The organism is Lysinibacillus sphaericus, assembly GCF_001629735.1.
Taxonomy (GTDB): Bacteria; Bacillota; Bacilli; order Bacillales_A; family Planococcaceae; genus Lysinibacillus; species Lysinibacillus pinottii.
Genome location: NZ_CP015224.1, coordinates 2,424,786 through 2,451,483, shown reverse-complemented (window position 1 = coordinate 2,451,483; position 26,698 = coordinate 2,424,786). Strand labels below are relative to the sequence as shown.

General features: G+C 38.5%; 23 protein-coding genes, 1 other RNA gene and 1 other annotated feature. Of the genes, 22 read left to right on the top strand and 2 right to left on the bottom strand.

The window, feature by feature from the left end:
* Window positions 1-136 precede the first annotated feature (136 nt).
* A complete protein-coding gene (gene recJ / locus A2J09_RS12010; protein WP_012295431.1) occupies window positions 137-2,458 on the top strand; it encodes a single-stranded-DNA-specific exonuclease RecJ in 2,322 nt (773 codons plus the stop codon).
* A 30-nt stretch (window positions 2,459-2,488) separates the two neighbouring features.
* The gene (locus A2J09_RS12005; protein WP_012295430.1) at window positions 2,489-3,001 is read left to right on the top strand and encodes an adenine phosphoribosyltransferase; all 513 of its coding nucleotides are present in this window, start codon (window positions 2,489-2,491) and stop codon (window positions 2,999-3,001) included.
* Window positions 3,002-3,037: 36 nt separating this feature from the next.
* Here A2J09_RS12005 and A2J09_RS12000 read toward each other — a convergent pair whose 3' ends face one another.
* Window positions 3,038-3,496 (bottom strand): MarR family winged helix-turn-helix transcriptional regulator, encoded by a 459-nt coding sequence (locus tag A2J09_RS12000; RefSeq protein WP_031419277.1) that lies wholly within the window; start codon window positions 3,494-3,496, stop codon window positions 3,038-3,040.
* Between the two features lie 194 nt (window positions 3,497-3,690).
* On the opposite strand from A2J09_RS12000, the gene A2J09_RS11995 reads away from it, so the two are divergent.
* From A2J09_RS11995 to A2J09_RS11960, 8 genes are all read left to right on the top strand, one after another.
* Entirely contained in the window at window positions 3,691-4,950 is a 1,260-nt protein-coding gene (locus A2J09_RS11995; protein ID WP_031419276.1) for an MFS transporter, read from the top strand.
* A 98-nt stretch (window positions 4,951-5,048) separates the two neighbouring features.
* Window positions 5,049-6,143: a carbohydrate kinase gene (locus A2J09_RS11990; RefSeq protein ID WP_012295427.1), complete on the top strand. Its 1,095-nt coding sequence runs from the start codon at window positions 5,049-5,051 to the stop codon at window positions 6,141-6,143.
* Window position 6,144: 1 nt separating this feature from the next.
* Window positions 6,145-7,059 (top strand): pseudouridine-5'-phosphate glycosidase, encoded by a 915-nt coding sequence (locus A2J09_RS11985; RefSeq protein ID WP_012295426.1) that lies wholly within the window; start codon window positions 6,145-6,147, stop codon window positions 7,057-7,059.
* A 205-nt stretch (window positions 7,060-7,264) separates the two neighbouring features.
* Window positions 7,265-9,460 carry a RelA/SpoT family protein gene (locus A2J09_RS11980; RefSeq protein WP_012295425.1) on the top strand — a complete coding sequence of 732 codons (2,196 nt, stop codon included), beginning with the start codon at window positions 7,265-7,267 and terminating at the stop codon, window positions 9,458-9,460.
* A gap of 27 nt (window positions 9,461-9,487) precedes the next feature.
* Entirely contained in the window at window positions 9,488-9,928 is a 441-nt protein-coding gene (dtd, locus tag A2J09_RS11975; RefSeq protein WP_012295424.1) for a D-aminoacyl-tRNA deacylase, read from the top strand.
* Window positions 9,929-9,999: 71 nt separating this feature from the next.
* The gene (locus A2J09_RS11970) at window positions 10,000-10,215 is read left to right on the top strand and encodes a DUF2642 domain-containing protein (RefSeq protein ID WP_036162229.1); all 216 of its coding nucleotides are present in this window, start codon (window positions 10,000-10,002) and stop codon (window positions 10,213-10,215) included.
* Between the two features lie 105 nt (window positions 10,216-10,320).
* On the top strand, window positions 10,321-11,628 hold the full coding sequence (locus A2J09_RS11965) for a MarR family transcriptional regulator (protein WP_231112963.1): 1,308 nt from the start codon (window positions 10,321-10,323) through the stop codon (window positions 11,626-11,628).
* A 142-nt stretch (window positions 11,629-11,770) separates the two neighbouring features.
* Complete coding sequence (locus A2J09_RS11960) at window positions 11,771-13,177, top strand: YfcC family protein (RefSeq protein ID WP_012295421.1); 1,407 nt, start codon at window positions 11,771-11,773, stop codon at window positions 13,175-13,177.
* Between the two features lie 45 nt (window positions 13,178-13,222).
* On the opposite strand, the gene A2J09_RS11955 is transcribed toward A2J09_RS11960, so the two are convergent.
* Entirely contained in the window at window positions 13,223-14,803 is a 1,581-nt protein-coding gene (locus tag A2J09_RS11955; RefSeq protein WP_012295420.1) for an N-acetylmuramoyl-L-alanine amidase family protein, read from the bottom strand.
* 164 nt (window positions 14,804-14,967) lie between these two features.
* Window positions 14,968-15,210: a binding site (T-box leader), on the top strand.
* A gap of 213 nt (window positions 15,211-15,423) precedes the next feature.
* Here A2J09_RS11955 and hisS point away from each other — a divergent pair.
* From hisS to A2J09_RS11895, 12 genes are all read left to right on the top strand, one after another.
* Window positions 15,424-16,692 (top strand): histidine--tRNA ligase, encoded by a 1,269-nt coding sequence (gene hisS / locus A2J09_RS11950; protein WP_012295419.1) that lies wholly within the window; start codon window positions 15,424-15,426, stop codon window positions 16,690-16,692.
* 61 nt (window positions 16,693-16,753) lie between these two features.
* Window positions 16,754-18,523 carry an aspartate--tRNA ligase gene (gene aspS / locus A2J09_RS11945; RefSeq protein WP_012295418.1) on the top strand — a complete coding sequence of 590 codons (1,770 nt, stop codon included), beginning with the start codon at window positions 16,754-16,756 and terminating at the stop codon, window positions 18,521-18,523.
* A gap of 138 nt (window positions 18,524-18,661) precedes the next feature.
* A non-coding RNA gene (ssrS, locus tag A2J09_RS11940) (6S RNA) lies at window positions 18,662-18,861 on the top strand.
* 258 nt (window positions 18,862-19,119) lie between these two features.
* Window positions 19,120-20,280 carry an N-acetylglucosamine-6-phosphate deacetylase gene (gene nagA / locus A2J09_RS11935; protein WP_227256819.1) on the top strand — a complete coding sequence of 387 codons (1,161 nt, stop codon included), beginning with the start codon at window positions 19,120-19,122 and terminating at the stop codon, window positions 20,278-20,280.
* Between the two features lie 26 nt (window positions 20,281-20,306).
* Window positions 20,307-21,029 (top strand): GntR family transcriptional regulator, encoded by a 723-nt coding sequence (locus tag A2J09_RS11930; RefSeq protein ID WP_031419268.1) that lies wholly within the window; start codon window positions 20,307-20,309, stop codon window positions 21,027-21,029.
* A gap of 4 nt (window positions 21,030-21,033) precedes the next feature.
* Window positions 21,034-21,753 (top strand): sugar isomerase domain-containing protein, encoded by a 720-nt coding sequence (locus A2J09_RS11925; RefSeq protein WP_031419266.1) that lies wholly within the window; start codon window positions 21,034-21,036, stop codon window positions 21,751-21,753.
* Between the two features lie 17 nt (window positions 21,754-21,770).
* Entirely contained in the window at window positions 21,771-22,040 is a 270-nt protein-coding gene (locus A2J09_RS11920; protein WP_012295415.1) for an HPr family phosphocarrier protein, read from the top strand.
* 109 nt (window positions 22,041-22,149) lie between these two features.
* On the top strand, window positions 22,150-23,325 hold the full coding sequence (locus A2J09_RS11915; protein ID WP_012295414.1) for a GNAT family N-acetyltransferase: 1,176 nt from the start codon (window positions 22,150-22,152) through the stop codon (window positions 23,323-23,325).
* Window positions 23,326-23,552: 227 nt separating this feature from the next.
* Window positions 23,553-23,864 (top strand): PTS sugar transporter subunit IIB, encoded by a 312-nt coding sequence (locus A2J09_RS11910; protein ID WP_031419261.1) that lies wholly within the window; start codon window positions 23,553-23,555, stop codon window positions 23,862-23,864.
* A gap of 16 nt (window positions 23,865-23,880) precedes the next feature.
* Window positions 23,881-24,201 carry a PTS lactose/cellobiose transporter subunit IIA gene (locus A2J09_RS11905; protein ID WP_012295412.1) on the top strand — a complete coding sequence of 107 codons (321 nt, stop codon included), beginning with the start codon at window positions 23,881-23,883 and terminating at the stop codon, window positions 24,199-24,201.
* Between the two features lie 46 nt (window positions 24,202-24,247).
* A complete protein-coding gene (locus A2J09_RS11900) occupies window positions 24,248-25,576 on the top strand; it encodes a PTS sugar transporter subunit IIC (protein WP_012295411.1) in 1,329 nt (442 codons plus the stop codon).
* 24 nt (window positions 25,577-25,600) lie between these two features.
* Entirely contained in the window at window positions 25,601-26,683 is a 1,083-nt protein-coding gene (locus tag A2J09_RS11895) for a DUF871 domain-containing protein (RefSeq protein ID WP_012295410.1), read from the top strand.
* Window positions 26,684-26,698: the final 15 nt, after the last annotated feature.

Below are 26,698 nucleotides of genomic sequence, written 5' to 3'. Positions count from 1 at the left end.
GCAGTGAGAAAGTGAAAGATAGCGAGCAAAACCAGTCGGATAGCCTTCTTAAACCGATGGATAAAACTATCAATCTAACGGATAGTGCGTATCGTCTAGAATTTCGGTATAATAACTTTCGTAAGGAAGTGAGAAGATGATTCTATCGAAAAAAAGATGGCAAGTGGAACGCCCAGACGTAGAACTTGTACAAGCATTACAAAATGACTTACAACTTTCTGCGATTGCAGCAAAAATTTTAGCAGCGCGAGGCTGTGAAACAACTGCTGATGCAGAAAGCTTATTAAATATGACAGAAGCGAATGTTCATGACCCATTTCTTATGCACGGTATGGCAGAAGCAGTGGCACGAATTGAGCAGGCTCTAGATAATGGAGAGAAAATTTTAGTCTATGGCGACTATGATGCGGATGGTGTGACAAGTACGACTGTTATGTTAAATGTCCTACTGGATCTTGGTGCTAATGTATCGTTTAAAATACCGAACCGCTTTATTCATGGCTATGGGCCACACGAGGCTCTTTTTCGGGAAGCCTATGAAGAGGGTGTGCAGTTAATTATCACAGTGGATAATGGGATTTCAGGGATTGAACCTATTCGTGTAGCAAAGGAACTTGGTCTGGATGTTATTGTGACTGATCACCATGAACCAGGGGAGGAACTGCCACCGGCTGATATTATTTTACACCCACGTTTACCTGAAGGACATTATCCTTTTGGAGAGCTTGCCGGTGTAGGTGTAGCTTTTAAGCTTGCACATGCTCTATACGGAGAACTACCAACTCATTTAATAGAATATGTTGCAATTGGAACAGTGGCTGATTTAGTACCATTAGTGGATGAAAATCGTTATCTCGTTAAACGAGGCATAGAAGAAATGCGTCGTTCTCTTAGTCCGTGGGTACAAGCCATGTGTGATATTGCGAGCACAGAACAAGCAAAAATTAGTGAAGAAACGATAGGCTTTTATTTTGGTCCTCGCTTAAATGCAGTGGGTCGACTTGGTGAAGCATCGCCTGGAGTCGAATTATTAATGGCTGAGGATAGTGTAAAGGCAACAGCATTGGCCAAACAGCTAAATGCCTCCAATACCGAGCGTAAGGATATTGTTAAAAATATTACCGAGGAAGCCATTGCTCTAATTGAATCAGAGAAGAAAATTAGCGATTCTTTAGTCCTTGTTGTAGCAGGAGAAGGCTGGAATGCAGGGGTTGTAGGAATTGTTGCTTCACGTCTTGTTGAACAATACTATCGTCCAACGATTGTCCTTTCACTTGACCCTGATAAAGGTACAGCAAAAGGCTCTGCACGAAGCATTGATGGCTTCCATTTATATAATGAATTGGCCAAAAATCGTGATATTTTACCTCACTTTGGAGGGCATCCGATGGCAGCAGGTATGACTTTATCAATCGAGCATGTGGATGAACTACGGTCACGCTTGGATACACAGGCAAGAGCATGTTTAACAGAAGAGCATTTAACTCCTGTGGTTCACATTGATATTCCTCTAAGCCTAGATGAAATTTCTGCAGATGCTATTGAGGAAATAGCATCACTTGGCCCGTTTGGCACCGATTTTCCGAAGCCCGTTTATGTGCTTGAGGATGTTGAAATATCCTCCATGCGAAAAATTGGAGCGGCTGAGAACCATATAAAAATGGAATTAACGAATGGCTGTGACAAATTAGATAGTGTCGGTTTCCATAAGGGCCACTTACACGATGAATTAACCTATGGCATAAAAGTGTCCTTTATTGGTGATTTGCAAATAAACGAGTGGCAGGGTCGTAAAAAAGCTCAATTTATGATTGAAGATGTTCAAACCACTGAATGGCAGCTTTTTGATATTCGTGGTATTCGTCAAACGGCTCGCTGGCTCAATACAGTGCCAAAGGAAGAGGCGACATTTATTGCCTTTCGTCCAGCAACAATGACCTATTATCAATCGTTAATTGATGTTCCTATAATAGTAGCTGATCCTACTCTTTCAAACATCGGACAAAGTGAATATATTGTCCTGTTAGATTTGCCTGAAACTATTCAAAGGCTAGAAGAGGTTTTACAGAAGACGGCCCCTTCACGCATCTATGCACACTTTTATATGCCAGATTCACAATACTTTAATGTTTTACCTACCCGTGAGCAATTTGCATGGTATTATAAATTCCTGAAAAATCGACCAGCATTTCCACTTGATATGCATATAGCAGACATAGCTAAGCATACTGGCTGGCCATTAGAAACATTAAAATTTATGACACAGGTGTTTTTTGAGCTTGATTTTGTTAAAATGGAGAGTGGACTGACGACTGTCAACGAGGATGCTCCAAAACAAGCATTGACCGAGGCACCGTCGTACAAACAACGTTCAGAACAGATTGAAATGGAGCAAATGCTCGTCTATGCTCCTTATATAGAATTAAAACAATGGTTTGATGAACGAATACATGACTAGACGAATACGTTTCGTAGGAGGAGCAATAAAATGGATTTAAAGCAATACGTTACAACGGTTGAAAACTGGCCGAAAGAGGGTATTACATTCAGAGATATTACTACAATTATGGATCATGGACCAGCATACAAATATGCAACAGATCAAATTGTAGAATATGCAAAAGAATTAGGCGCAGAAATTGTAGTGGGTCCTGAAGCACGTGGTTTTATTATTGGATGCCCAGTTGCCTATGCCCTTGAAATCGGCTTTGCCCCTGTGCGTAAACCAGGTAAGTTACCACGCAAAGTTATTAGTGCAGACTATGGTCTTGAATATGGAAAAGATACATTAACGATGCATAATGATGCGATTAAGCCTGGTCAAAAAGTATTAATCTGTGATGATTTACTAGCAACTGGCGGTACAGTAGAAGCCACTGTTCGTCTAGTGGAACAATTAGGTGGTCAGGTAGTAGGTTGTGCCTTCTTAATTGAACTTTTAGAATTAAATGGTCGCGAAAAGCTTGGCGACTTAAATATTAAAACCCTTATTCAATATTAAAAATGTTAAAAAAGCGCCACAACAACGGCGCTTTTTTTATTGTTCCTCATAGGACTGAATGATCTTCTGCATTGTTCGCAAAGTATCGAAGAAATCAGCATATTTTTCTACGCCAATATCATCAATGATTTTATCTTGAATCGTTTGCCAAATGGGTGCAGCCTCATGCAGCTTTTCTAACCCTTTTTCAGTGAGCATAATATTTTTAGTGCGTGCGTCCTGTGGATCGCGCTTTAACTCGACGTAGCCATATTGCTTTAATAGATTGATATTCCGTGTCACGGTCGTTTGGTCGAGCAATAAAATTTCACCTAAACGACTAATGGAAACGGCTTGTTGAAGGTCGATGTGTGCCAGCATAGAATATTGAGTCACTTTTAAACCGGTAGGCTGCAGTAATTTATCATATAACTGTGTCACGACCCTTGTTTTTTTTCGAAGGTTTGCACAAACACATATTTGTGTGTAATCGATAGTATTCTGTTGATTTTTCATGGTCAGTACTCCTTTGAGGGAATTCTACTAATTTTAAGTATACACCTAAGAGCTAAAAAATACGTATTGACAGCTATCTAATGGAATGGTTACTATCATCATACATGTATATACATATAAATGAACGAATATACTCTAAAACATGTATATACATGCTTTTTAGAGTGACTTTAACAAGAAGAGTAGGTGGAATGATGAAGCGGATTCATTACAGTTGGTTTATTTTAGTAGTCACGTTTTTCTCGATTATCGTTGCTGGGATTACGATGTCATCATCTGGCGTGTTTATTGATTCTTTAGAAAAGGAATTTCAATGGGATCGATCGACGATTGCTCTAGCATTTGCCGTTAGTTTATTTTTATATGGTATCTCTGGCCCATTCATGGCAGCTTTACTTGACGTTATTGGTTTAAAAAAGATGATGATAAGTGCCATGTCTACATTAGTGTTAGGCATGATTTTAACATTTTTCATGAATCAATCATGGCAATTAATCATAATTTGGGGTGGCATTATTGGTCTGGGCGCAAGTCTCTTTTTAACGGTGCTTAGCCCTTATGTTGCTAATCATTGGTTTGTTAAAAGAAGAGGGTTAGCAGTAGGAATTTTGACCGCTAGTACTGCCACAGGCCAACTTATTTTATTGCCTGTACTTGCGATTATCATTGATCACTATTCCTGGAGGTGGGCAATCGGCTTCATTCTTCTTCTGAGTATAGTGATGCTAATCATGATTGCTATTTTTATAAAAAATAAACCTCAGGATTTAGGATTAACACCCTATGGACAAGAGGAGATATTTGATAAACAGCATGTGCAACTAAAGAAAAATCCAATTAGTATTGCCTTCAATGGCTTATTAGAAGCGGTTAAGGTCAAAACCTTTTGGCTGCTAGCAGGGAGTTTTTTCATTTGTGGTCTTTCAACAAGTGGATTAATTGGTACTCATTTTGTCTCTTATTGTATTAGCTTTGGTATTCCATTAGTAACCGCTGCGTCCCTCCTTTCTTTTATGGGAGTGTTTAATTTACTAGGTACCACTGCATCTGGCTGGCTATCAGATCGTTTCGATAATCGTTGGTTATTATTTTGGTATTACTTGTTAAGGGGAGCTTCTTTACTGTTACTTCCATATGCTTTGGCACAGGGCTCCTTTGTTTTATTGACTATTTTTACTATATTTTATGGCCTGGATTGGATTGCTACAGTGCCGCCAACCATTAGTATTACACGACAAATTTTTGGTGTGCAGAAGAGTAGTATTATTTATGGATGGATATTCGCCTCTCATCAAGCTGGAGCAGCAGTCGCTGCTTATGGTGGCGGTTTGATTTATAAATTTTTCAATTCTTATACATGGGCTTTTTTTCTTGCAGGGATGTTTTGTACATTAGCTGGCTTATTCGTTATCATGGTAAAAAAGCAAACGTCTCAGCAAGCACAAACGAACTAATCATGAAAGTTGAACCTCCTTACGATGGGTTCAACTTTTTTTTGACAAAAACCAAACAAAAGTTTATAATGTAAACAAATATAATAAAAGGTGATGCTATGAATGAAAGAGAACAGGCGGTGCTTGCTTTAATTCGCCAAAATCCGTTTATGTCTCAGCAAGAGATGGCGGATGCCATGAATTTATCTCGTCCCGTGCTTGCTAATTTAGTGTCTAGTTTAACGAAGGAAGGAAAAATAGTAGGTCGAGCTTATATTTTACCCGAGGCAAATGAAATTATTTGTATCGGTGGAGCTAACTTAGACCGAAAATTCCATGTGAAGGGCAATGTTCAATTTGGAACATCTAACCCTGCTAGTTCTTCCTTTAGTGTAGGTGGTGTAGGTCGAAACATTGCTGAAAACTTAGGCCGATTAAATCATCAAGTGACGTTGCTCACAACAGCTGGTAAGGATGCGGATTGGCAAGTGATCCAAGATGCTTCAGAATCCTTTATGAATCTACGTTATGTGGAGCAGATACCAGAAGCTTCAACGGGTTCCTATACGGCCATTATGGATGAGCAAGGCGAGCTAGCACTAGCTGTAGCCAATATGGAAGTATATGACTTATTATTGCCTAACTTGTTAAAAAAGCATGAAACGATGCTTGTGAACGCTGGCTGCTTTATTTTGGACTTAAATTGTCCGAAAGAAACAGTGGCTTATATCCAGCAAGTAGCTATTGCTCGCGAAATACCACTGGTCATTGTGCCAGTATCCTCGCCTAAAATGAATCGACTACCTGAAACATTACAAGGCGTAACATGGTTTATCTGTAACACGGATGAAGCAGAAACAATTGTAGGACATACAATTGAAAACGTGAGTCATTATGAAAAAGCATTACAACAGCTTCTACAATTAGGTGCTGAGCATGTAATTATCACGGCTGGCAGTAAGGGCGTATATGCTGCTTCGACAACAATTGCGCCTAGTCATTTTGCTGCCAAAGTAATTGAAAAGATTGAAGATGTGACAGGCGCGGGTGATGCCTTTGTCAGTGCAGTTATTCATGGCTGGCTGACTGGACAAGATTTTGCGACATGTCTTGATGCAGGGTTAACTAATGCAAAAAATACCTTAGCATCTCCGTATACAGTGAGACCTGAATTATCAGTAGATTTGTTAAAAAGTGAAATGGAGGAATTATAATATGAAAGAATTCATCGTATTATCAGAAGAAGTAAAAGCAGGACAAGCAAAGGGTTTACCAATCGTAGCTTTAGAATCAACAATTATTTCACACGGTATGCCATACCCACAAAACGTACAAACTGCCCGTGAAGTTGAGCAAATTATTCGTGATAATGGTGCCGTACCTGCAACAATTGCGTTAATTGATGGGAAAATTAAAATTGGTTTATCAGATGAAGAGCTTGAAATGTTTGGGAACGCACAAGGTGTTGCTAAAGCTTCACGTCGTGACCTTGGCTACCTACTTGCGACAAAAAAACTTGGAGCGACAACAGTTGCAGCTACAATGATCTGTGCAGAGCTAGCAGGCATTGAGATCTTTGTCACAGGTGGTATTGGCGGTGTTCACCGTGGGGCTGAAACGACAATGGATGTCTCTGCTGACTTAGAAGAATTAGCTCAAACAAATGTTGCTGTCATTTGTGCTGGTGCAAAATCTATTTTAGATATCGGCCTTACATTAGAATACCTCGAAACAAAAGGTGTACCTGTAGTTGGCTATGGTACAGATGAATTACCAGCATTCTACACACGTCAAAGTGGTTTTGATGTAAACTTCCAGCTTGATACACCAGAAGAAATTGCCGAAATGCTAAGTGCAAAATGGCAATTAGGTTTAAAAGGAGGAGCAGTTATTGCTAACCCAATCCCTGAAGCAGAAGCTTTAGAGCATGGATTTATTACGAATATAATTGAAAAAGCTTTAGTTGAAGCTGAAGAGAATGGTATTCAAGGTAAAAACGTGACACCATTCCTACTAGGTAAAGTAAAAGAATTAACAGAAGGTAAAAGCCTTGATGCGAATATTGCATTAGTGAAAAACAATGCAGTAGTGGGCGCAAAAATTGCTGTAGCTTTCAATCAATTACACTAATTCCTTTGTCGAAACAAAGACTCTTTGTGACATCATGTCGCAAAGGGTCTTTTTCATTAAAAAGGAGAATATATTTTCCATTTTTAATACTGTTCACGAGATTAACTAAACTAAATGACACAGTCTCTTTACAATGGGCTACAAAATTTTATACAATTAAGTTTATATCTAATCTGAAAAATTTGACGAGCAAGGTGGACATGTTATGGCGAAAGAGCAAATTTTGACTCCTGAGGACGTTTTTGAGTTAGTCAAATCCTACATGAATGATGAAAATGTCGCATTCGTGAAAAAAGCATATGAATTAGCAAGGGATGCCCATATTGAGCAATTCCGTAGCTCTGGTGAACCGTATATTATTCACCCAGTACAAGTAGCGGGTATTCTAGCTGAATTACAAATGGACCCAGAAACTGTAGCGGCAGGTTTTTTACATGATGTTGTCGAAGATACAGATTTTACGCGGGATGATTTGGTACGGGAATTTGGCGAAGAAGTAGCGGTACTTGTGGACGGAGTTACAAAATTAGGGAAAATTAAATATTTATCAAAAGAGGCGCAGCAAGCAGAAAATCATCGAAAAATGTTTGTAGCCATGGCGCAGGACATCCGTGTCATTTTAATAAAGCTAGCAGACCGTCTTCACAATATGCGTACGCTAAAGCATTTGCCTGCCGAAAAGCAAAGACGTATTTCGAAAGAAACATTAGAAATTTTTGCACCGCTTGCACATCGTCTTGGAATATCGACTGTTAAATGGGAGCTTGAAGATACAGCTCTTCGCTATTTAAACCCACAGCAATATTATCGTATTGTCAGTTTGATGAAGAAAAAGCGAGATGAGCGTGAAGCATATTTGGACAATGTCATGGCTGAGATGAAATCACAGCTGAATGAAGTTGAAATTGATGCAGATGTATATGGACGTCCAAAGCATATTTACAGTATTTATCGAAAAATGGTGCTACAAAAAAAACAATTTAATGAAATTTATGATTTATTAGCCATTCGTGTATTGGTCGATAGTATTAAAGATTGCTATGCCGTATTAGGGATTGTGCATACGCTGTGGAAGCCAATGCCAGGTCGTTTTAAAGATTATATTGCTATGCCAAAACAAAACCTATATCAATCATTACACACAACCGTTATTGGTCCATATGGGGATCCGTTAGAGGTACAGATTCGTACGAAGGAAATGCATAAGATTGCTGAGTACGGGATTGCGGCACACTGGGCGTATAAAGAGGGGAAAAAGGCTGACCATCAAAAACAAAATGTTGATCAAAAATTAACATGGTTCCGTGAAATATTAGAATTTCAAAATGAGTCTTCCAACGCTGAAGAGTTCATGGAATCCTTAAAATTTGATCTGTTTTCTGATATGGTTTATGTCTTTACACCTGAAGGTGACGTCATTGAATTACCTGCTGGTTCAGTGCCAATCGATTTCGCCTATCGTGTCCATTCTGAGGTTGGGAATCGTACAATAGGAGCAAAAATTAATGGCAAAATGGTACCGCTTGATACACCGCTGAAAACGGGAGACATCATTGAAATACTTACATCTAAACAATCCTTTGGGCCAAGCAGAGATTGGCTGAAGATAGCACAATCCTCACAGGCAAAAAATAAAATTAAGCAATTTTTTAAACGACACTTGCGTGAGGAGAACATTGTCAAAGGTAAAGAGATGATTGAAAAAGAAATCCGTTCGCAGGATTTCGATTTAAAGGAAACAATGTCTGCAGAAAATCTCAAACGAGTATGTGATAAGTTTAATTATACAAATGAAGAGGACTTATATGCTGCTGTTGGTGTAAGCGGCATAACGGCACAACAGGTTGTTAATCGTTTAGCTGAAAAACGCCGAAAAGAGCGTGAACAGGAAGAAGCCTTAGAAAAAATCGAACAAAAAATGAAAAATCCGATTCCCCAAAAACGTACGGAATCAGGTGTCATTGTTAAGGGTATTGATAATATGCTCATTCGACTTTCACGCTGCTGTACGCCTGTTCCAGGAGATGATATTGTTGGCTTTATTACAAAAGGTCGTGGCGTATCAGTGCATCGTGCCGACTGTCCTAATATTCAAATTGAGGATGAGCAGGAGCGTTTAATAGAGGTCGAGTGGGAGCATGGTGTTATCCCTGAGAAAAAGGAATACCCAGTAGATATTGAGGTTTCTGCTTTTGATCGACCTGGTATTCTAAATGAGATTATGCAAATTGTTAGTGAAACTAAAACTAATATTTTAGCGGTAAGTGGCCGGGCTGATCGTGATAAAATGGCCACGATTCATTTAACAATCTCTATTTCAAATATTTCGCATTTGCATAAGGTAGTAGAGCGAATTAAACAAACACCTGATATTTATTCGGTACAACGAGTTATCAATTAAGCAACAGTTAGAATTGGGGTTATTGAAATGAAGGTAGTATTACAGCGTAGTAAAGCAGCTTCTGTTACAGTTGACGGAACTGTCACAGGAGCCATTGATAGTGGCTACGTTCTTCTAGTTGGTATTACACATGAAGATACTCAGGAAGATGTCGCTTACTTAGCAAAAAAAGTAGCCAATTTACGCCTTTGGGAAGATGCTGATGGAAAAATGAATCATTCTATTTTAGAGCAGGGTGGCGCTATTTTATCCGTCTCGCAATTTACGTTATATGGGGATGCAAAAAAGGGAAATCGTCCAAGTTTCACAAGTGCTGCAAGACCAGAAGTAGCAGAACCGCTGTGGGAAGCTTTTAACCAAGCATTACGTGAACACGGTTTACATGTGGAGACAGGCATTTTTGGTGCAATGATGGATGTTGCTCTCATTAATGATGGTCCAGTGACAATACTTCTAGAGTCAAAATAATGGTACATTTCCTATAATTCCTTCATATACTAAAGAGTATGGTTAGTTTTATAGGAGGGAGTGTCAAGTACATGGCGCAGACAGGAAGTATATCCAATCCATATTTATACGAAACTCTTAAAATGATGATTGGTCAGGCTATTGTAGTGCAAACAGAAAAAAATATTCAAACAGGTATTTTATTATCCATATTACCTGACCATATTATTTTAGAGATTAGTCGTACACCTTTCTTCATACAGTTGGAGGAAATTGTATGGGTTACATTGGAAACAACAACAAAATGAGTATGTGTGAACCTTCGTTGATGGAAGGTTCTTTTTTATTTATTTACGTTATAATGAATGAGTTTAATTATTAGAAAATTCGATTTATTAGAGAGGTTGAAAATTATGCAAACAATAGCGATTTTAGGTTCTTTGTTTTTTTGGAATAATATAAATGAGCATTTTACAGCATTTCCTCAAGTACAATTTATTCATTTTCCATACACGCACCCTGAACAGTGTGTGGACTTGATGGACACAGCGGCATCGCAATCGGATATGGTATTATTTGCTGGCTCTATTCCCTATTACTACTGCTATGAAAAAATAAAGGCGTATTCTATACAGGCGACATATCTCCCTTTTGATGAATTGTCATTAGCCCTTTCGTTATTATCTCTACACCATCATGAACGAATAGAACTGAGCGAATTGTCGATAGATTTGCCTAAAAAGGATAGCTTTTATCAAGTGATGAAGCAGGCAGGTATTGCATCTACAGGTGTGTATGTAAAAGATTATGCATGGGTCCATGAAAAACCGGAAAAAATAGCAGATTTGAGTATGGCTGATTATGTCCATTATCATAAGGAGTTATATGAAGCTGGAAAGACTAGATTAGCTCTTACTAGCCTTCACGCTGTTTTTATAGAGCTACAGCAATTAGGAATACCTGCGAAGTATATGGTTGAAAGTAAACAAACGTTTACAGCAGCCATTACAAGAGCCCTAGACGCGTATCATCATCAATTATTGGCGTCCTCGCAAATTGCTGTTGTCTCTATTTATAGCCAAGAAAATTTATCTCACCTGCATCCTGTATTTCTAAGTACTTTAGAAACATTAAGCGATCGGTTACAGGCAAAGGTCATGCCAGCACAGCACGAGCCTTATTTAATTATTTCAACTAGAGGGGTAATTGAAAAACTTGAACCTTCGTATTTATGCTCCCTAAAGGAACAGCTTGAAGAGCAATTTGCCACTTTTTTCAGAGTGGGAGTGGGCTATGGTTATTCGCTGCATGAGGCAGAAGCGCATTCATCCCAGGCTTTGTTTTTTACAACCAAATATAGCGAGACCTCTACAGTAATGTGCTTGGTGGATGAACATAATCGATTACATGGACCATTATTTGAAAATAATAATAACGTAGCTTTAAGTACTAATAATAAAAATATTTTAGAGATTGCAGAAAAAGTGAAAATGAGTGCTAAAAATATTAATGTTATGAAGCAATTCATGTTGGTAACAAATAATCGCCCATTTTCCGCTGCTGAATTAGCAGACTATATGAATCTGTCACGTAGATCTGCTGAACGGATAATTAATCGTTTAATGGAACAGAACTATTTTACATTTGCAGGGGAGGAGCACCCTTATCATAAAGGGCGTCCAAGAAAGCTCTATAAGGCAACGACAAAATGGGAAATCTGAAATAATAGAAAATTAACACTTTACAATAAATTTGAACTAATGTATATTTATTTTCAATTAACGACATATAGCGACATTAGGTGAGGGGGGATTTTTGACAGAGTTTGCTAATGTCAAAGTCTATCAATAGGTTGGTGATATTTTGGAAAATGAACAGCGTGTAAAAAAGAAGAGTTGGCTGAAAGTACCTCATACATATACGATTATTTTTGCTATTATTTTTCTAGCAGGTATTGCAAGCTATATTATTCCAGCAGGTGAGTTTGACCGAGTAGAAGATCCAGAAGGACGTATGCTTGTTGTGGATGGGAGCTATCATCATATTGACAGTAATCCAGTCTCTATTTTTGAAATGTTTACAGCTATACCGATGGGACTTGAAAAAGGTGCCCAAATTATCTTCTATATTTTCTTAGTTAGTGGTGTATTTGGTATTATTCGTTCGACAGGTGCTATCGAGGCTGGTGTTTATAAAGGTGTAAAAGCATTAGAGGGTAGAGAGAAGCTATTAATTCCATTATCTATGATTCTATTCTCTGTTGGTGGTTTTACAATGGGGATGGCAGAAGAAACGATTATTTTCGTACCGATTGGCGTAGCAATTGCTCGTGCTATGGGCTTTGATGCGGTAACAGGAACTGCCATGATTACACTAGGAGCAGCCAGTGGATTTTTTGGTGGAATGCTTAATCCCTTTACGGTTGGTGTTGCGCAGTCATTAGCAGATGTCCCTTTATTCTCGGGGATTGGTTTCCGTGCAGTTGTCTATATTTTTGTATTAAGTTTTGCTATTTTCTATGTATCTCGCTATGCTTTTAAGGTAAAAAAGAATCCTCAAGCAAGTGTGATTTATGAGATTGAACAACAGGCAAAGTCTAATGTGTCTAAAATCGACATTCCTTCATTAACAGGGAAACATAAGCTAGTATTTATTGTCATGGCATGTGGCATTGGATTTAATATTTATGGTGTGTTTAATTGGGATTGGTTTTTAACACAATTAACGGCTTCATTTTTAATTATGGGCTTAATTGCAGGACTAATTGGCGGTTTAAAGCCTGGCACTATTTTCGACTCCTTTATTGATGGGGCAAAGGCAGTAACGTTTGGTGCTCTTATTGTAGGCTTTGCACGTGCTATTACAGTCGTTTTAGAGCAAGGGAAAATCATTGATACGATTGTTTATGCAGCATCCGAGACAATCGGGCATTTACCGCATGCTATTAGTGCAATCGGTATGTTGTTTATTCAGGCCCTTTTGAATTTATTTATATCATCTGGTAGTGGACAGGCGGCAGCCACTATGCCAATCATGATTCCGATTACTGATTTATTAGGATTAGAACGACAAGTTGCAGTCTTAGCTTTCCAGTATGGAGATTCATTAACAAACTCAATTATTCCTACTTCATCTGCGTTAATGGCCTATTTAGCTGTAGCAGGTATTCCATATGAAAAGTGGATTAAATTCATTTGGAAGATGATACTTGGCTGGGCAATAATTGCATGTTTAGCATTAATAGCTGCAGTAGCATTAGGTATTTCTTAAAATATGAAAAAAGCTGTGGAAAAGATCATTCCACAGCTTTTTGTATTATTCTTCATTCGCATTAAAATAATTTAAGATGCCTTGATATATTCCAAGAGTAGCCTGCTCACGGAATTTAGCCGTGGTGATGGAACGCTCTTCACTAGCATTACTTAAGTAACCTAATTCAATAAGCACGGCCTTTTGTCGATTTTCACGTAGCACTAAGTAGTTGCCTTGTTGGGTTCCACGATCTCTCAAATCAATTTTACTCGAAAGTCCATCGTGTATTGCCTCTGCAAGCCCTTTTTGATTACTATTCATATAATAAGACGTGAAGCCGTTAATAGAACTATCATCTGTTGCATCATAATGAAGACTAATAAAGGCGTCTGCCTCATACTGATGGGCAATTGAGACTCGCTTTCGTAATGCCACATATTCGTCCGACTCTCTTGTCATAACAACATTGGCACCTGCTGCACTTAGCTTAGAAGCAAGGAGAGTGGCTGTTTTCAAAGTAATTCCTTTTTCTTCTGTTCCTCGTTGACCTGTTGTCCCATGGTCATTGCCCCCATGTCCAGCATCTACAACAATGGTTAATCCATTTAATGTTCCTTTTTTACGAGGTTCTTGTGGATCCTTTTGTGGGATGGAAGTTTTATTGGAGCTCGTTGTGACAACCCAATTCGCAACAAACGCTGTTTCTTTGTCTAATTGAATTTCGTAAAAATCATTTTTTACGCCGACGATTGGATAGGTTTTACCAGCATCTACTCGTTCGATAACTTCAGCTGCAGTTGACGCATCAGTTCGCAAGTTTGTCCCATTATAAATAATGGTAACGGATTCTAAATCTTTTGAAGAGGACGATTTAGATGTACTCTTTACTTTATTTGAAAAAGTTCCGTAAAAACTATAGACCCATCCAGCTTTTTTATCATTGTACTGAATTTGTACCCAATTGTGCTCATGCGCAAGGACTTTATAAGCCTGTCCTTTAGTAACTGTGCCAATTTTTTTGGCATTCAAGTCAGGTTTTTTACGAACATTCAGTGCATCCACCAAAATAGTAAAGGTTGTATCTTTATTAACAGGAGTAGTTGTTGTAGAAACCTCTACAGAATCCTCTTTTGGCTTGGTTTCTTTTTTAGGACTGTCGTTAATCGTCACATAATCCTTAGAGACCCAACCGGATTGTCCATTCCAATCAATTTTTGCCCATTCATTATTTTCCTCTATAAGGTTAGCTTGGTTACCCGTAGAAAGCTGTCCAAGAACAGCTGAAGAAATATCTGGATCAGTGCGAATATTTAAACGGTCAACCTGTGAAATAACAGTTTTATCAATGGTTTTTTGAGTGCTTGTAGAGGCAGTTAGCCAGGATGCTACCCAGCCTTCATAGCTACCTGCTTTTACTTGTATCCAATCACCTTCACGATCAATTGAAGTTAAAGGATCACCTTCTTCTAAAGTTGTAATAATTGGATAAGACAATCCAGGACCCTCACGTAAATGAAGAATCGTACCTGCTACTTTTAAATCACTAGTATCAGCGGAAGCATTTTGAATAAAGTTCTTATTTGGAATCGCAATTGTTACTATTAGTACGAAGATGATAATACTATGTAAAATTTTTGTCCTCATCAGATTCCTCCTATTCCTTGTGCTATTTTACCATGCTTTTGTATAATAATTCGTGGTAAAAAGGTAATGGAATTTAATATTTTCGTTACTGTCTGATGAAAAATACAAAAATAGTTGACATTAGGTTAGCTAGTGACTAACATAAAGGGTAATCGAAAAATGATTAATCGCTTATGACCAAGCAAGTAGCGTGTACCTCTATTGGAACAGAGAGGGAAAGACTTAGGCTGCAATCTTTCCTACAAAAATGTATGACGTGAATAACACTTGAGAGGCTTTTTTCTGAAAGGCAGTGCCTAGTAGGAAAAAACGGAATCGGCCGTTATCCGATTACGAGGAGGACACATGTAAAATTTTGTGTCAACTAGGGTGGAACCGCGGAAGCTTATACAGCTCTCGTCCCTTGCATAGGCAAGGTGACGGGAGCTTTTTGTGTTGTCCAAAAACATGGAATGCTTTTTATGAACCGGTTTGTGCTCAGTATGAGAATGTCCGCTACTCGCTCTGCATGAGGTAAACCAGCTTAGTCTCGATAAAAATGTCTTAAATGTGGCGTAATCTCGTCTAAACTTGGCGAGAAAATGGCTAAATCATAGGCAATCAATATAGGAGGGAATTACATGAGTTTTAAAGTGCCAAGAGGGACACAAGATATTTTGCCAGGCCAATCTGAAAAGTGGCAGAAGGTTGAAGCAATTATTCGTGATATTTGTCGTGTTTATCGCTACAACGAAATACGTACACCGATTTTCGAGCAGACTGATTTATTTGCACGTGGTGTAGGGGAAACAACGGATGTTGTCCAAAAAGAAATGTATACATTTGAGGATCGTGGAGGTCGTTCATTAACACTACGTCCTGAAAATACAGCTGGTGTTGTACGTGCATATGTTGAACATAAAATGTTTGGTGCTCCCGATCAACCTGTTAAGCTGTCATATTTAGGACCTATGTTCCGCTATGAGCGTCAACAAGCTGGTCGCTATCGCCAATTTGTTCAATTTGGTGTAGAGGCAATTGGTTCAGCAGATCCTGCAATTGATGCAGAAGTCATTGCTCTTGCAATGGATGTCTATGAATCAGCTGGCTTAAAGGATTTAAAATTAGTGATCAATTCACTGGGTGATAAAGAAACACGTGATACGCACCGTACAGCTTTATTACAGCATTTTGAGCCACATATTCATGAGTTTTGCTCAGATTGCCAAAATCGGTTACAAAAAAACCCATTGCGAATTTTAGATTGTAAGGTGGATCGTGAGCACCCATTAATGAAAACAGCTCCTGCATTAACAGAGTTCCTTACAGAGGAATCGGCTGCTTATTTTGCTCAAGTGAAATCATATTTAGATACTCTCGGCATTACGTATGTGGTTGATCCAAATCTTGTAAGAGGACTGGATTATTACAACCATACGACATTCGAAATTATGTCAACGGCATCTGGCTTTGGAGCTATTACAACACTTTGTGGTGGTGGACGATACAATGGTCTGGTACAAGAAATAGGCGGTCCAGATGTACCTGGTATTGGTTTCGCTTTAAGTATTGAACGTTTGTTATTAGCACTTGAAGCAGAAGGTGTTGAATTAGATACGGCTTCTGGATTAGACGTTTATATTATTGCCATGGGTGAGGATGCAAAGCAAAAGGCGGTAGAGTTAACTAGTACTTTCCGTGCAAAGGGCCTTGCAACAGAGATGGATTATTTAGATCGTAAAATGAAAGCCCAAATGAAATCAGCTGACCGTCTAGGGGCAAAGTATACAATTGTCCTTGGTGAAACAGAGCTTGAAGAGCAAGCGGCTGCTGTGAAACATATGGAATCTGGTGAGCAGCACAAGGTTGCATTTTCAGAGTTAGTCAATTATTTATCACAACAATCCTAAACAAAGATGGCATTTCTCGTTGAATGCTACATAATCGAATTTATTTTGGAGGAATTTAACAATGGCTACTAGAACACATGCTAGTAACGAGCTTTCAGAAACGTTACAAGGCGAAAAAGTCGTATTAAAAGGATGGGTACAGCGTCGTCGTGACCTTGGTGGATTAATTTTCATTGATTTACGTGACCGTACAGGTATTACACAAGTTGTCTTTAGTCCAGACGTTGCAGAAGCGCATGCATTAGCGGATAAAGTGCGTAGTGAGTATGTAATTGAAATAGAAGGGACAGTTATCCTACGTACAGAGGACCAAATCAACCCGAATGTCCCAAATGGTAAAATCGAAGTGGAAGCCACGCGATTAGTCGTCATTAATACAGCAAAAACTACACCATTCCAAATTGAAGATCGTACAGACGTATCAGAAGATTTACGTTTAAAATACCGTTATCTTGACCTTCGTCGTCCAGTTATGTTTGATACTTTCAAAATGCGTTCTGATGTTACACGTACAATCCGTAACTTCTTGCAAAACGAAGGTTTCCTAGAGGTCGAAACTCCAATTTTAACAAAATCAACGCCAGAGGGTGCTCGTGACTATTTAGTGCCATCCCGTGTCCATGAAGGCGAATTTTATGCGTTACCGCAATCTCCACAGCTATTTAAACAATTATTAATGGTTGCTGGCTTTGAGAAGTATTTCCAAATTGCACGTTGCTTCCGAGATGAGGACTTACGTGCTGACCGTCAACCTGAGTTTACACAGGTGGACATTGAAACAAGCTTCTTAACACAAGAGGAAGTTTTAGAAATGAACGAGCGATTAATCCAAGCAGTGATGAAAGAAGTGAAAGGGATTGATATCCCTGCACCATTCCAACGCATGAAGTACCAAGAAGCCATGGATCGCTATGGTTCTGATAAACCAGATGTACGTTTTGGATTAGAATTAGTGGCTTTAAATGATGTTTTTGAAGGCTGTGGTTTCAAGGTGTTTGCTGATACAGTGGCACAAGGAAAACAAGTAAAAAGTATCAATATTAAAGGTGCAGCTGACAAATATTCCCGTAAAGATATGGATGAACTAACTAAGTTCGTAGGTATTTACGGCGCAAAAGGTCTTGCTTGGTTAAAGGTAACAGAGGAAGGCTTAAATGGTCCAATCGCAAAATTCTTCGATGAGGCGTTAGCGGCAGCATTAATCGAACGAATGGGTGCGGAAGTTGGCGATATTCTAGTATTCGTTGCGGATAAAGCATCTGTTGTAGCAGCTTCTTTAGGGGCACTTCGTACGAAATTAGGTCAAGACTTAGATTTAATCGATGAATCACAATTTGCATTCCTATGGATTACAGACTGGCCATTATTTGAATACTCTGAGGAGGACGGTCGTTATTATGCGGCTCACCATCCATTTACACGTCCGTTTGACGAGGATATTCCGTTAATGGATACAGATCCATCAGCTGTTCGTGCACAGGCATATGATATCGTATTAAACGGCTATGAGCTTGGTGGTGGTTCACTACGTATTTACGAACGTGACCTACAAGAAAAAATGTTTGAATTACTTGGTTTCTCAGAAGAAGAAGCTCAAGCTCAATTTGGTTTCTTATTAGAAGCATTTGAATATGGCGTGCCACCACATGCTGGACTTGCATTTGGTCTTGATCGCTTTGTGATGCTTTTAGCAGGCCGTCACAATTTACGTGATACAATTGCATTCCCAAAAACAGCAAGTGCAAGCTGCTTAATGACAGAGGCACCAAGCGAAGTATCTCCTGAGCAACTAAGCGAGTTGAGTTTGGCGATTAAACCATTTAGAAAATAATTAATAATACGAAATACCTGGATTTCCTAGCAAAAAATGTTGGGAATCTAGGTATTTTTTGCGTTTTTCAAGAAATCATAGATTATTAGATATAATCGTTTGAATTATCAGAAAAGTAATGCTATGATAACTGTAATACGAATCCTGATGTGTTTGTCTAACTGCTAATTCTACTTCAAAGTTTTGACCGAACACTAACGAATCGGGAGCCTTCATTTTGTAGTCGCAAACATGCCCCTAGCGGAGCGGGACGTTTAAAGCTGCAAAGCGGGCACCCCCCTGCAAATTGCGGGTTCAAAACGAATGTTTCTTGGCATTACGGCACAATTGGGATTCGTCCTATACATAGGATTGAAAAGGGGCTGATAAAAAAGCTCCTTTTTTATGTGAAAATGAATATATACCTACCATGCAGGCGTATTAGTTTTTTCAGAATGATTTCAAAGAATTAAATATAATGAATGAAAAATTTAGAAAATAGAAAAAACAGCTTTATATTTTTGGTAAATCGGCATATAATTGGTATAGACAACTATACCTTGAAGAGGATGTTGAAAATTCCTCAGAGCTTTTAATATTTAGCTGGAGGTGAAATTTTGAAGGATGCGCTATTAATCTCCCATGTCACAATGATTAATCCTGAGGGAAGACCATTTGAGGGTGATATCTATATTCAGGATGGTGAAATTGCCCAAATTGGCCGCAACTTTAAAATGGAAGCCGCTCAATATATAGATGGTACAGCTAAGGATTGGCTTCTGCTCCCAGGTTTTATTGATATGCATATTCATGGTTCAGCTGGTCATGATACGATGGATGCTACTCAACAGTCCTTACATGCCATAGCTCGTTCTTTAGTGCAAGAAGGTGTTACAAGTTTTCTTGCCACAACGATGACACAATCCATTGGTAAAATTGAAAGCGCTTTAATGAATGTAGCAAAATTCCATCGTAATGTAGGGGAAGCCAATTTATTGGGCATACATGTGGAGGGTCCATTTGTTTCGAAAATACGTGCTGGTGCTCAGCCAGTAGCTTACATGATTAGTCCTACGATTGAGCAATTTGCTCATTGGCAAAACATTAGTAACTATCAAATAAGACAAATCACGATGGCACCAGAAATAGAGGGCGGCTTTACATTTCTTGAAGCACTAATGAACTTTCATGTCATTCCATCAATTGGTCACTCTGATGCTTCAATAGAGGAAGTACAAAAGGCAGTAGCTTTGGGTGTAAATCAGGTCACTCATTTATATAATCAAATGCGACCCTTTCACCATCGTGACCCTGGTGTTGTGGGAGGAGCATTACTAGACGACAAAATTAAGGTTGAACTTATTGTCGATTTTGTGCATAGTCATCCTCAATCAGTGATGTTAGCATATCGTATGAAGGGTGCAAAGGGCATTATACTTATTACAGATGCAATGCGTGCGAAAGGGTTAATATATGGCGAATATGATTTAGGCGGGCAAACCGTGTTCGTGAGCGAAAAAGGTGCTCATTTAGCAAACGGAGCATTAGCTGGGAGTATTTTAACGATGGAGCAGGCAGTAAAAAATATGAAGGCTGTTACAAATTGTTCACTTCAAGAAATAGTTGCCATGTCCTCTACGAATGCTGCTGAGCAGTTAGGGTTGACCAAAAAAGGACGAATTAAAGAAGGTTTTGATGCAGATTTTGTATTGCTTGATCGAAAATTAAATGTGCAAAAAACTATTTGTCGAGGTAAAGTTGTATTTGAGAAATCATAAATGAGGCGATAAGGATGGTGCAAGAATTGTTAGAGAAAAATTCTCATATACCTATCTATATACAAATAGAAGAGATTATTAAACAACGAATTTATTTAGAAGAGTACAAAATTGGTGAGACAATACCTTCAGAACGAGAGCTTTCTGCACAATTTGATGTTAGTAGAATGACTGTTCGTCAGTCCATTACTAATCTAGTGAATAGCGGTTTGTTATATCGTGAAAAAGGAAGAGGTACCTATGTTGCCAATCCAAAATTGGAGCAGCCGTTAAAAGGCTTAACAAGTTTTACTGAGGATATGCGAGCAAGAGGGATGGAACCAAGTAGTAAAGTGTTACGATTTGAAAAAATCATACCACCTGTGGATATCGCAAGGGATTTAATGATGGAGCCAGGAGAAGAAGTATTTTATGTCGTACGAATAAGAAATGCCGATTCACAACCAATGGCGATTGAAAAAACATATATACCTGTGAAAGTATATCCGGAGTTAGATGAGAAGCAAATAATGGGCTCTCTCTATGCATTAATTGAGGCGAAGTTCCATCAAAAAATTGGTAATGCCGTTCAACAAATGGAAGCAGCTATTGTGTCTAAAGAGGATGGTAAGTTTTTGCAGATTAATCAAACAGCACCTGTTTTAATTATTAAACGTACGAGTTATTTATCTGACGGTCGACCGTTTGAGCTTGTACGTAGTACGTATCGTGCTGATCGCTACAAATTTATAAGTGAAATTAAAAGGTGATTATATGGATGCATATTTTACTGAAATTGAAAAGCTGATCCACGTTGTGAAGGAGAAGGAGTCTGCTTGTATAAAAGAAGCAGCACAAATTATTGTGCAACGCCTTCAAAAAGGTGGGATTATCCAATTATTTGGTTGTGGTCATTCACAGCTATTAGCACAGGAGGCCTTTTACCGTGCGGGAGGTTTAGTACCTGTTCGTCCGATTTTTATTGAGCCTCTAGCATTACATGCAGGTGCCATAGCCTCTTCAATTAATGAAAAGGACCCAGCAATTATTGAACAACATAAAAAGCAATTTGACTTTCGTGAAAATGATATTTGCATTGTGATTTCAACTTCTGGAAGAAATTCAGCACCGATTGATGCTGCTCTATTAGCCAAAAATGCTAACGTATTAGTCCTCTCTCTCCAATCACTTGAATATAGAGAGCAGGCTACACGTCATCACAGTGGGCTACGACTGGAAGAAGTGGTAGATCACGTTATTAATACTCATATACCTATTGGCGATGGTGTTCTACATGCACAAAACATGCAATATGCACCTGCATCGACAGTTATCGGTTCGCTGCTATTGAATGCTTTATTCAGCGAAGTTATTGAAGAAATTGCAAAGACTTCAACCGAGCTGCCCATTTTTGTTAGCAATAATGTAGACTCCGATTGGTCACATAATGAGATAATGATTGCCAATTATCAAGATCGGATAGATTTCACATGAAAATGGAGGCGTTGTGAATGAAGAAAATGTATAAAATTACGACACCAGAAGGAATACATGCAAGGCCCGCTGCATTACTTGTCACTGCGGTTACACCATTCGAAAGTGACATTACCTTAACTTTTCAAGAGAAGGCAGTAAATTTAAAGTCTATTATGGGCGTCATGTCACTTGGGGTTAAACCAGGAAGTGTAGTGGAAATTTCAGCAGATGGTTCAGACGTTGAAAAATTATTTCAAACAATAACAGACATTATGGTGTCGAAGGAAATAGGAGAAGAGCTTTAAGGATTCAAGCAAGCAGTGGTTTCTTTTCAAGCCACTGCAGATGAATCTCATTTAACAGATTATAGCTATTGAATTATAAGAATATTCAGTTTTTTAAAGGGGTGGTTTTTTGGACATTCGTATCATTTCACCGAATGATTATGAGCAGATTCATCAATTACGGGATTATTGTTTTCCAAATAAATATATAGGGCCACGTAGAGAGGATTTTCATTATTGGATCGAGCATAGTACAACACTAGGTGCCTATGATGCCAAAAAGGTGGTGGGGCAGCTATTAATCCTACCACTTAATATGACCGTGCACGGTATCAGCTACAAAATGGGGGGCATAGGGTTTGTCGCTACATATCCGGAGTATCGTCAGCAGGGAATTATAAAAAGACTGATGATAGAAGCCCTACGAAATATGCGTGAGAATGGGCAGACCATTTCTGTATTAGCCCCTTTCTCTGTATCCTTCTACCGTCATTTCGGATGGGAGCTGTTCTTCGAGAAGTTATATTACACAATACCACAATCAATGTTTCCTTCATTGGGAAGGCAATTAGATGTCATTAAACGGATGAGCTTTGAATGGCCAGACTCCGAGCTTTTCGAGAGGATCAAGGATTTTCAACAGGCAATGGCTATCTCTCAAAATGGTGGTATGATCCGAGATGATGCATGGTGGAAAAGAATTGAAAGAAGGAGCCCAGATAGTCATTTTGCTGCCTATTTAAACGAGGATTATGTAGAGGGATATATCCGATATACGATTCAGCATAATACGTTTGAAATTCAGGATTTTATTGTAGCAAATTATTCAGCAGAGCAAGCAATGTGGCGTTACATAACATCTCATGCAGCGAGTGTTAGTAGTATTAAAGGGGTTACTTCCAACCATATGCCATTTGGCTTTTATTTCGAAGAGCCACAATTTAAAAAGGAAGTTAAACAGGATGTAATGGTCAGAGTAGTCGATGTTTATGCATTTATGCAGCAATATCCTTGGAAGGATATTCATGAAACGTTGTATGTCCGTATTGAAGATAAGTTTTGTCAGTGGAATGAACAAATCTATGAAATAAATAAAAGTGGTCATGTCTCAATAATTAAGACAAATTCGATCATTGACATGCATATGTTAACATTACCAATTAATCTTTTTTCAGCAATGATGGTGGGCTATCTGTCAGTAAAAGAAGCTGTTATGTATGCAAATCAACCTATAGATAAGAAGATTATTCAGCATTGGCAGTGGGCATTATCTACCGAAAAACCAGCATTTTATGAATATTTTTAAGGAATGAATAGTCAGGAATATTAAAATTTTTTTGAATTCTTTTGTGGACTATACCAGATAAGTAGAATCGTTTATTTTTCTATACAAGAACAATAGCCCAATTTTGTAAATAGTTCTAAAAGTAGAAAATTACTGTAAAAAACATATTGTGGTATATACCAATAGGTGCTATTCTCAAATTAAGTAAGCGATTACACGATTGGAAAATGAAAAAAGGAGTGTTACGAATGAAAAATATTATGTTAGTGTGTGTAGCCGGTATGAGTACTAGTTTATTAGTATCAAAGATGCAAAAAGCTGCACAAGAGCAAAATATTGAGGCAGATATTTATGCAATTGCAGAAGGGGAAGTTGAAAAAGTACTGGCGACTAAAAAAGCTGATGTGCTGTTATTAGGTCCTCAAGTACGCTATTTAAAGGGCTCGTATGAAACAAAATTCAAGGGCATGGATTTCCCAATCGATGTCATTAATATGGCAGATTACGGCATGATGAATGGAGAAAAAGTCTTGCAGCAAGCATTACAATTAATAGGTTAAAGGAGACTCGAAGGGGATGGAAGAAACAGCATTAATGGAATCCATTATGGGGCTTATTGTTCATAGTGGTCATACAAAAAGTGAATGCATGGAAGCTCTTCAACTGGCAAAAAAGGGACAGATAGACGAAGCAAAGGAAAAGATTAAATTAGCGAATGAGGCATTGATTGAGGCGCACCATTCTCAAACAGGTTTATTATCACAAGAGGCAAGGGGAGAAAAAGTCGAAGTATCGATGTTATTAATTCATGCGCAGGATCATTTAATGAACGCTATTACATTTCGGGATTTAGCACAGGAAATGATTGAATTATATGAACGAATCAAAGGGGAGTAACATCAAATTTTGATGTCACAATAAAAAGCAAAGGGAGTGTATGAGAATGTTCCGTTTTTTAGAAGAAAAATTTGTACCGGTTGCTGCTAAGGTTGGGAATCAGCGTCATTTAGTTGCCATTCGTGATGGATTTATTACGATCATGCCTTTGACGATTGTAGGATCACTGGCTGTACTTATTAACAATTTGCCTATCAAATTTTATCAAAATGCACTCGATGCCATTTGGAAACATGAGACATGGACACAGTTTGGAGGTAATGTCTGGGGCGCAACATTTGGAATCATCTCACTATTATTAGCCTTCTCTGTTGCCTACCATTTGACAAAAAGCTATGACAAGGATGCACTATCCGGAGGGGTTATCGGTCTTGCCAGTTATATGACGTTTGGAACGTTTGGGGAAGGTGGTTTAACAGGATTAACGACAGGTACGGGAGGAATATTTGTTGCCCTTATAACGGCTCTAATTTCCGCAGAGCTGTTCTCACGATTATCGGGTAACCCTAAACTACTGATTAAAATGCCTGCAGGTGTACCATCGGCTGTATCCAAATCTTTTGCTGCATTACTGCCTGCAATTATTACGATCGGATTATTTGCATTAGTTCGGACAATTATTTCGGCTGGCTTTGATGTACCAGATATTATTGGATCGTTTTATTCGTCAATTCAAGAGCCTTTTATGGGCTTAACAAATACATGGGTAGCTGGTCTTATTTTAGCTTTCATTCCTACGTTTTTATGGTCATTTGGTATACATGGCGCGAATATTATCGAGCCATTTATGCAATCCATTAACCTACAAGCAATTGATGCCAACGTTGCAGCTATTTCTGCTGGTAAGGTAGCACCGTATATTATTAATAAACCGTTCTTCGATGCATTTATTAATATGGGTGGATCAGGCACAACGATTGCCTTAATTATTGCCATCTTCATTATTGCTCGTAAAAACAAACAATATAATACAGTAGGAAAGCTATCAGCTGCTCCTGGATTATTTAATATTAATGAACCATTATTATTTGGTTTACCAATTGTATTAAATCCAATCTTATTTGTACCATTTATTTTGACACCAATGGTCAATGTGACGATTGCATTCTTCGCAACAAAATGGGGGTTTGTGCCTGCGGCAACCATTGCGGTTCCATGGACGACACCACCGATTATTAATGGTTTCCTAGTAACACAATCTTGGCGTGGAGCCGTATTAAGTATCGTTTTAATTGTAGTAGCTATATGCATTTACTTGCCATTCCTTTCTATGGCAAATCGCATGGCAAAGCAAAACGAACAAAAAGCTGCTTCAGCGGCACAGGGTGAACAATCACCTGTAGCCCAAACGGAAGGCCAAAAGGTAGAAGTATAAGCGTTTACTAACGGAGGGTTTGAAGTGAAGAGATTAGGTATTTCGCTATATCCACAGCATAGTACACTAGACGAAATGAAGCGTTATGTTCAGCTTGCTCATGACAATGGTTTCGATCGTATTTTTACATGTTTGATGTCATTAAGGCAGGAAGAAGAACGACAGAAATTACAACAAATAAATCAATTTGCACAGCAATTGGGCTTTGACATTTCTGCAGATATAGCGCCAGCCGTTTTTCAAGAGCTAAATTTAAGCTATAAAGATATAGGGTATTTGAAAGAGCATTATCATTTAGCTGCTTTGCGTTTAGACATGGGTTTCTCAGGTCAGGAAGAAGCATTCATGTCACTTGATGCCAGTAATCTAAAAATTGAATTAAATATAAGTAATGGTACGAAATATGTAGACAATATTTTATCGTACCGCCCGAATAAAGAAAATATTATCGGCTGTCATAATTTTTATCCGAGACAATTTACAGGTTTATCTCGTCAGCATTTTTTACAAACCTCTCAACAGTTTAAAGCAAATAATATTCGGACAGCTGCCATGATTTCCTCTCAGCATGGTAAGTTTGGACCATGGGAAGTAACAGAACAAGGTTTACCAACATTAGAGGAGCACCGTCACCTTCCCATTACGGTGCAGGCAAAAGATTTATGGCATACAGGGTTAATTGATGATTGCATCATTGGCAATATGTATGCATCGGAGGAAGAAATACGAACTTTAGGACAATTAAACCGCCAGAAGCTTGAATTAAAGCTTGTTCAGTCAGCAGATACGAGTATATTAGAGGAAACAATTCTTTATAAGGAACAGCATTTTAATCGAGGCGATGTATCTGAGTATGTGATTCGCAGCACACAATCTCGCGTGAAATACAAAAATGGTGACTTTCCTGTGCATAATACACGACCATTAAAGATGGGTGATGTCACAATCGATAATAATTTGGATGTTCGATATAAAGGTGAGCTACAAATCGTACTAAAGGAAATTCCAAATGCTGGGTCAAGTAATGTTGTCGCAAGTGTTGTCGAAGAAGAACAATTTTTACTAGCGCACATTCAACCATGGTCGTCATTTGGTTTTACGAAATGAAAATAAGAGAGGAAG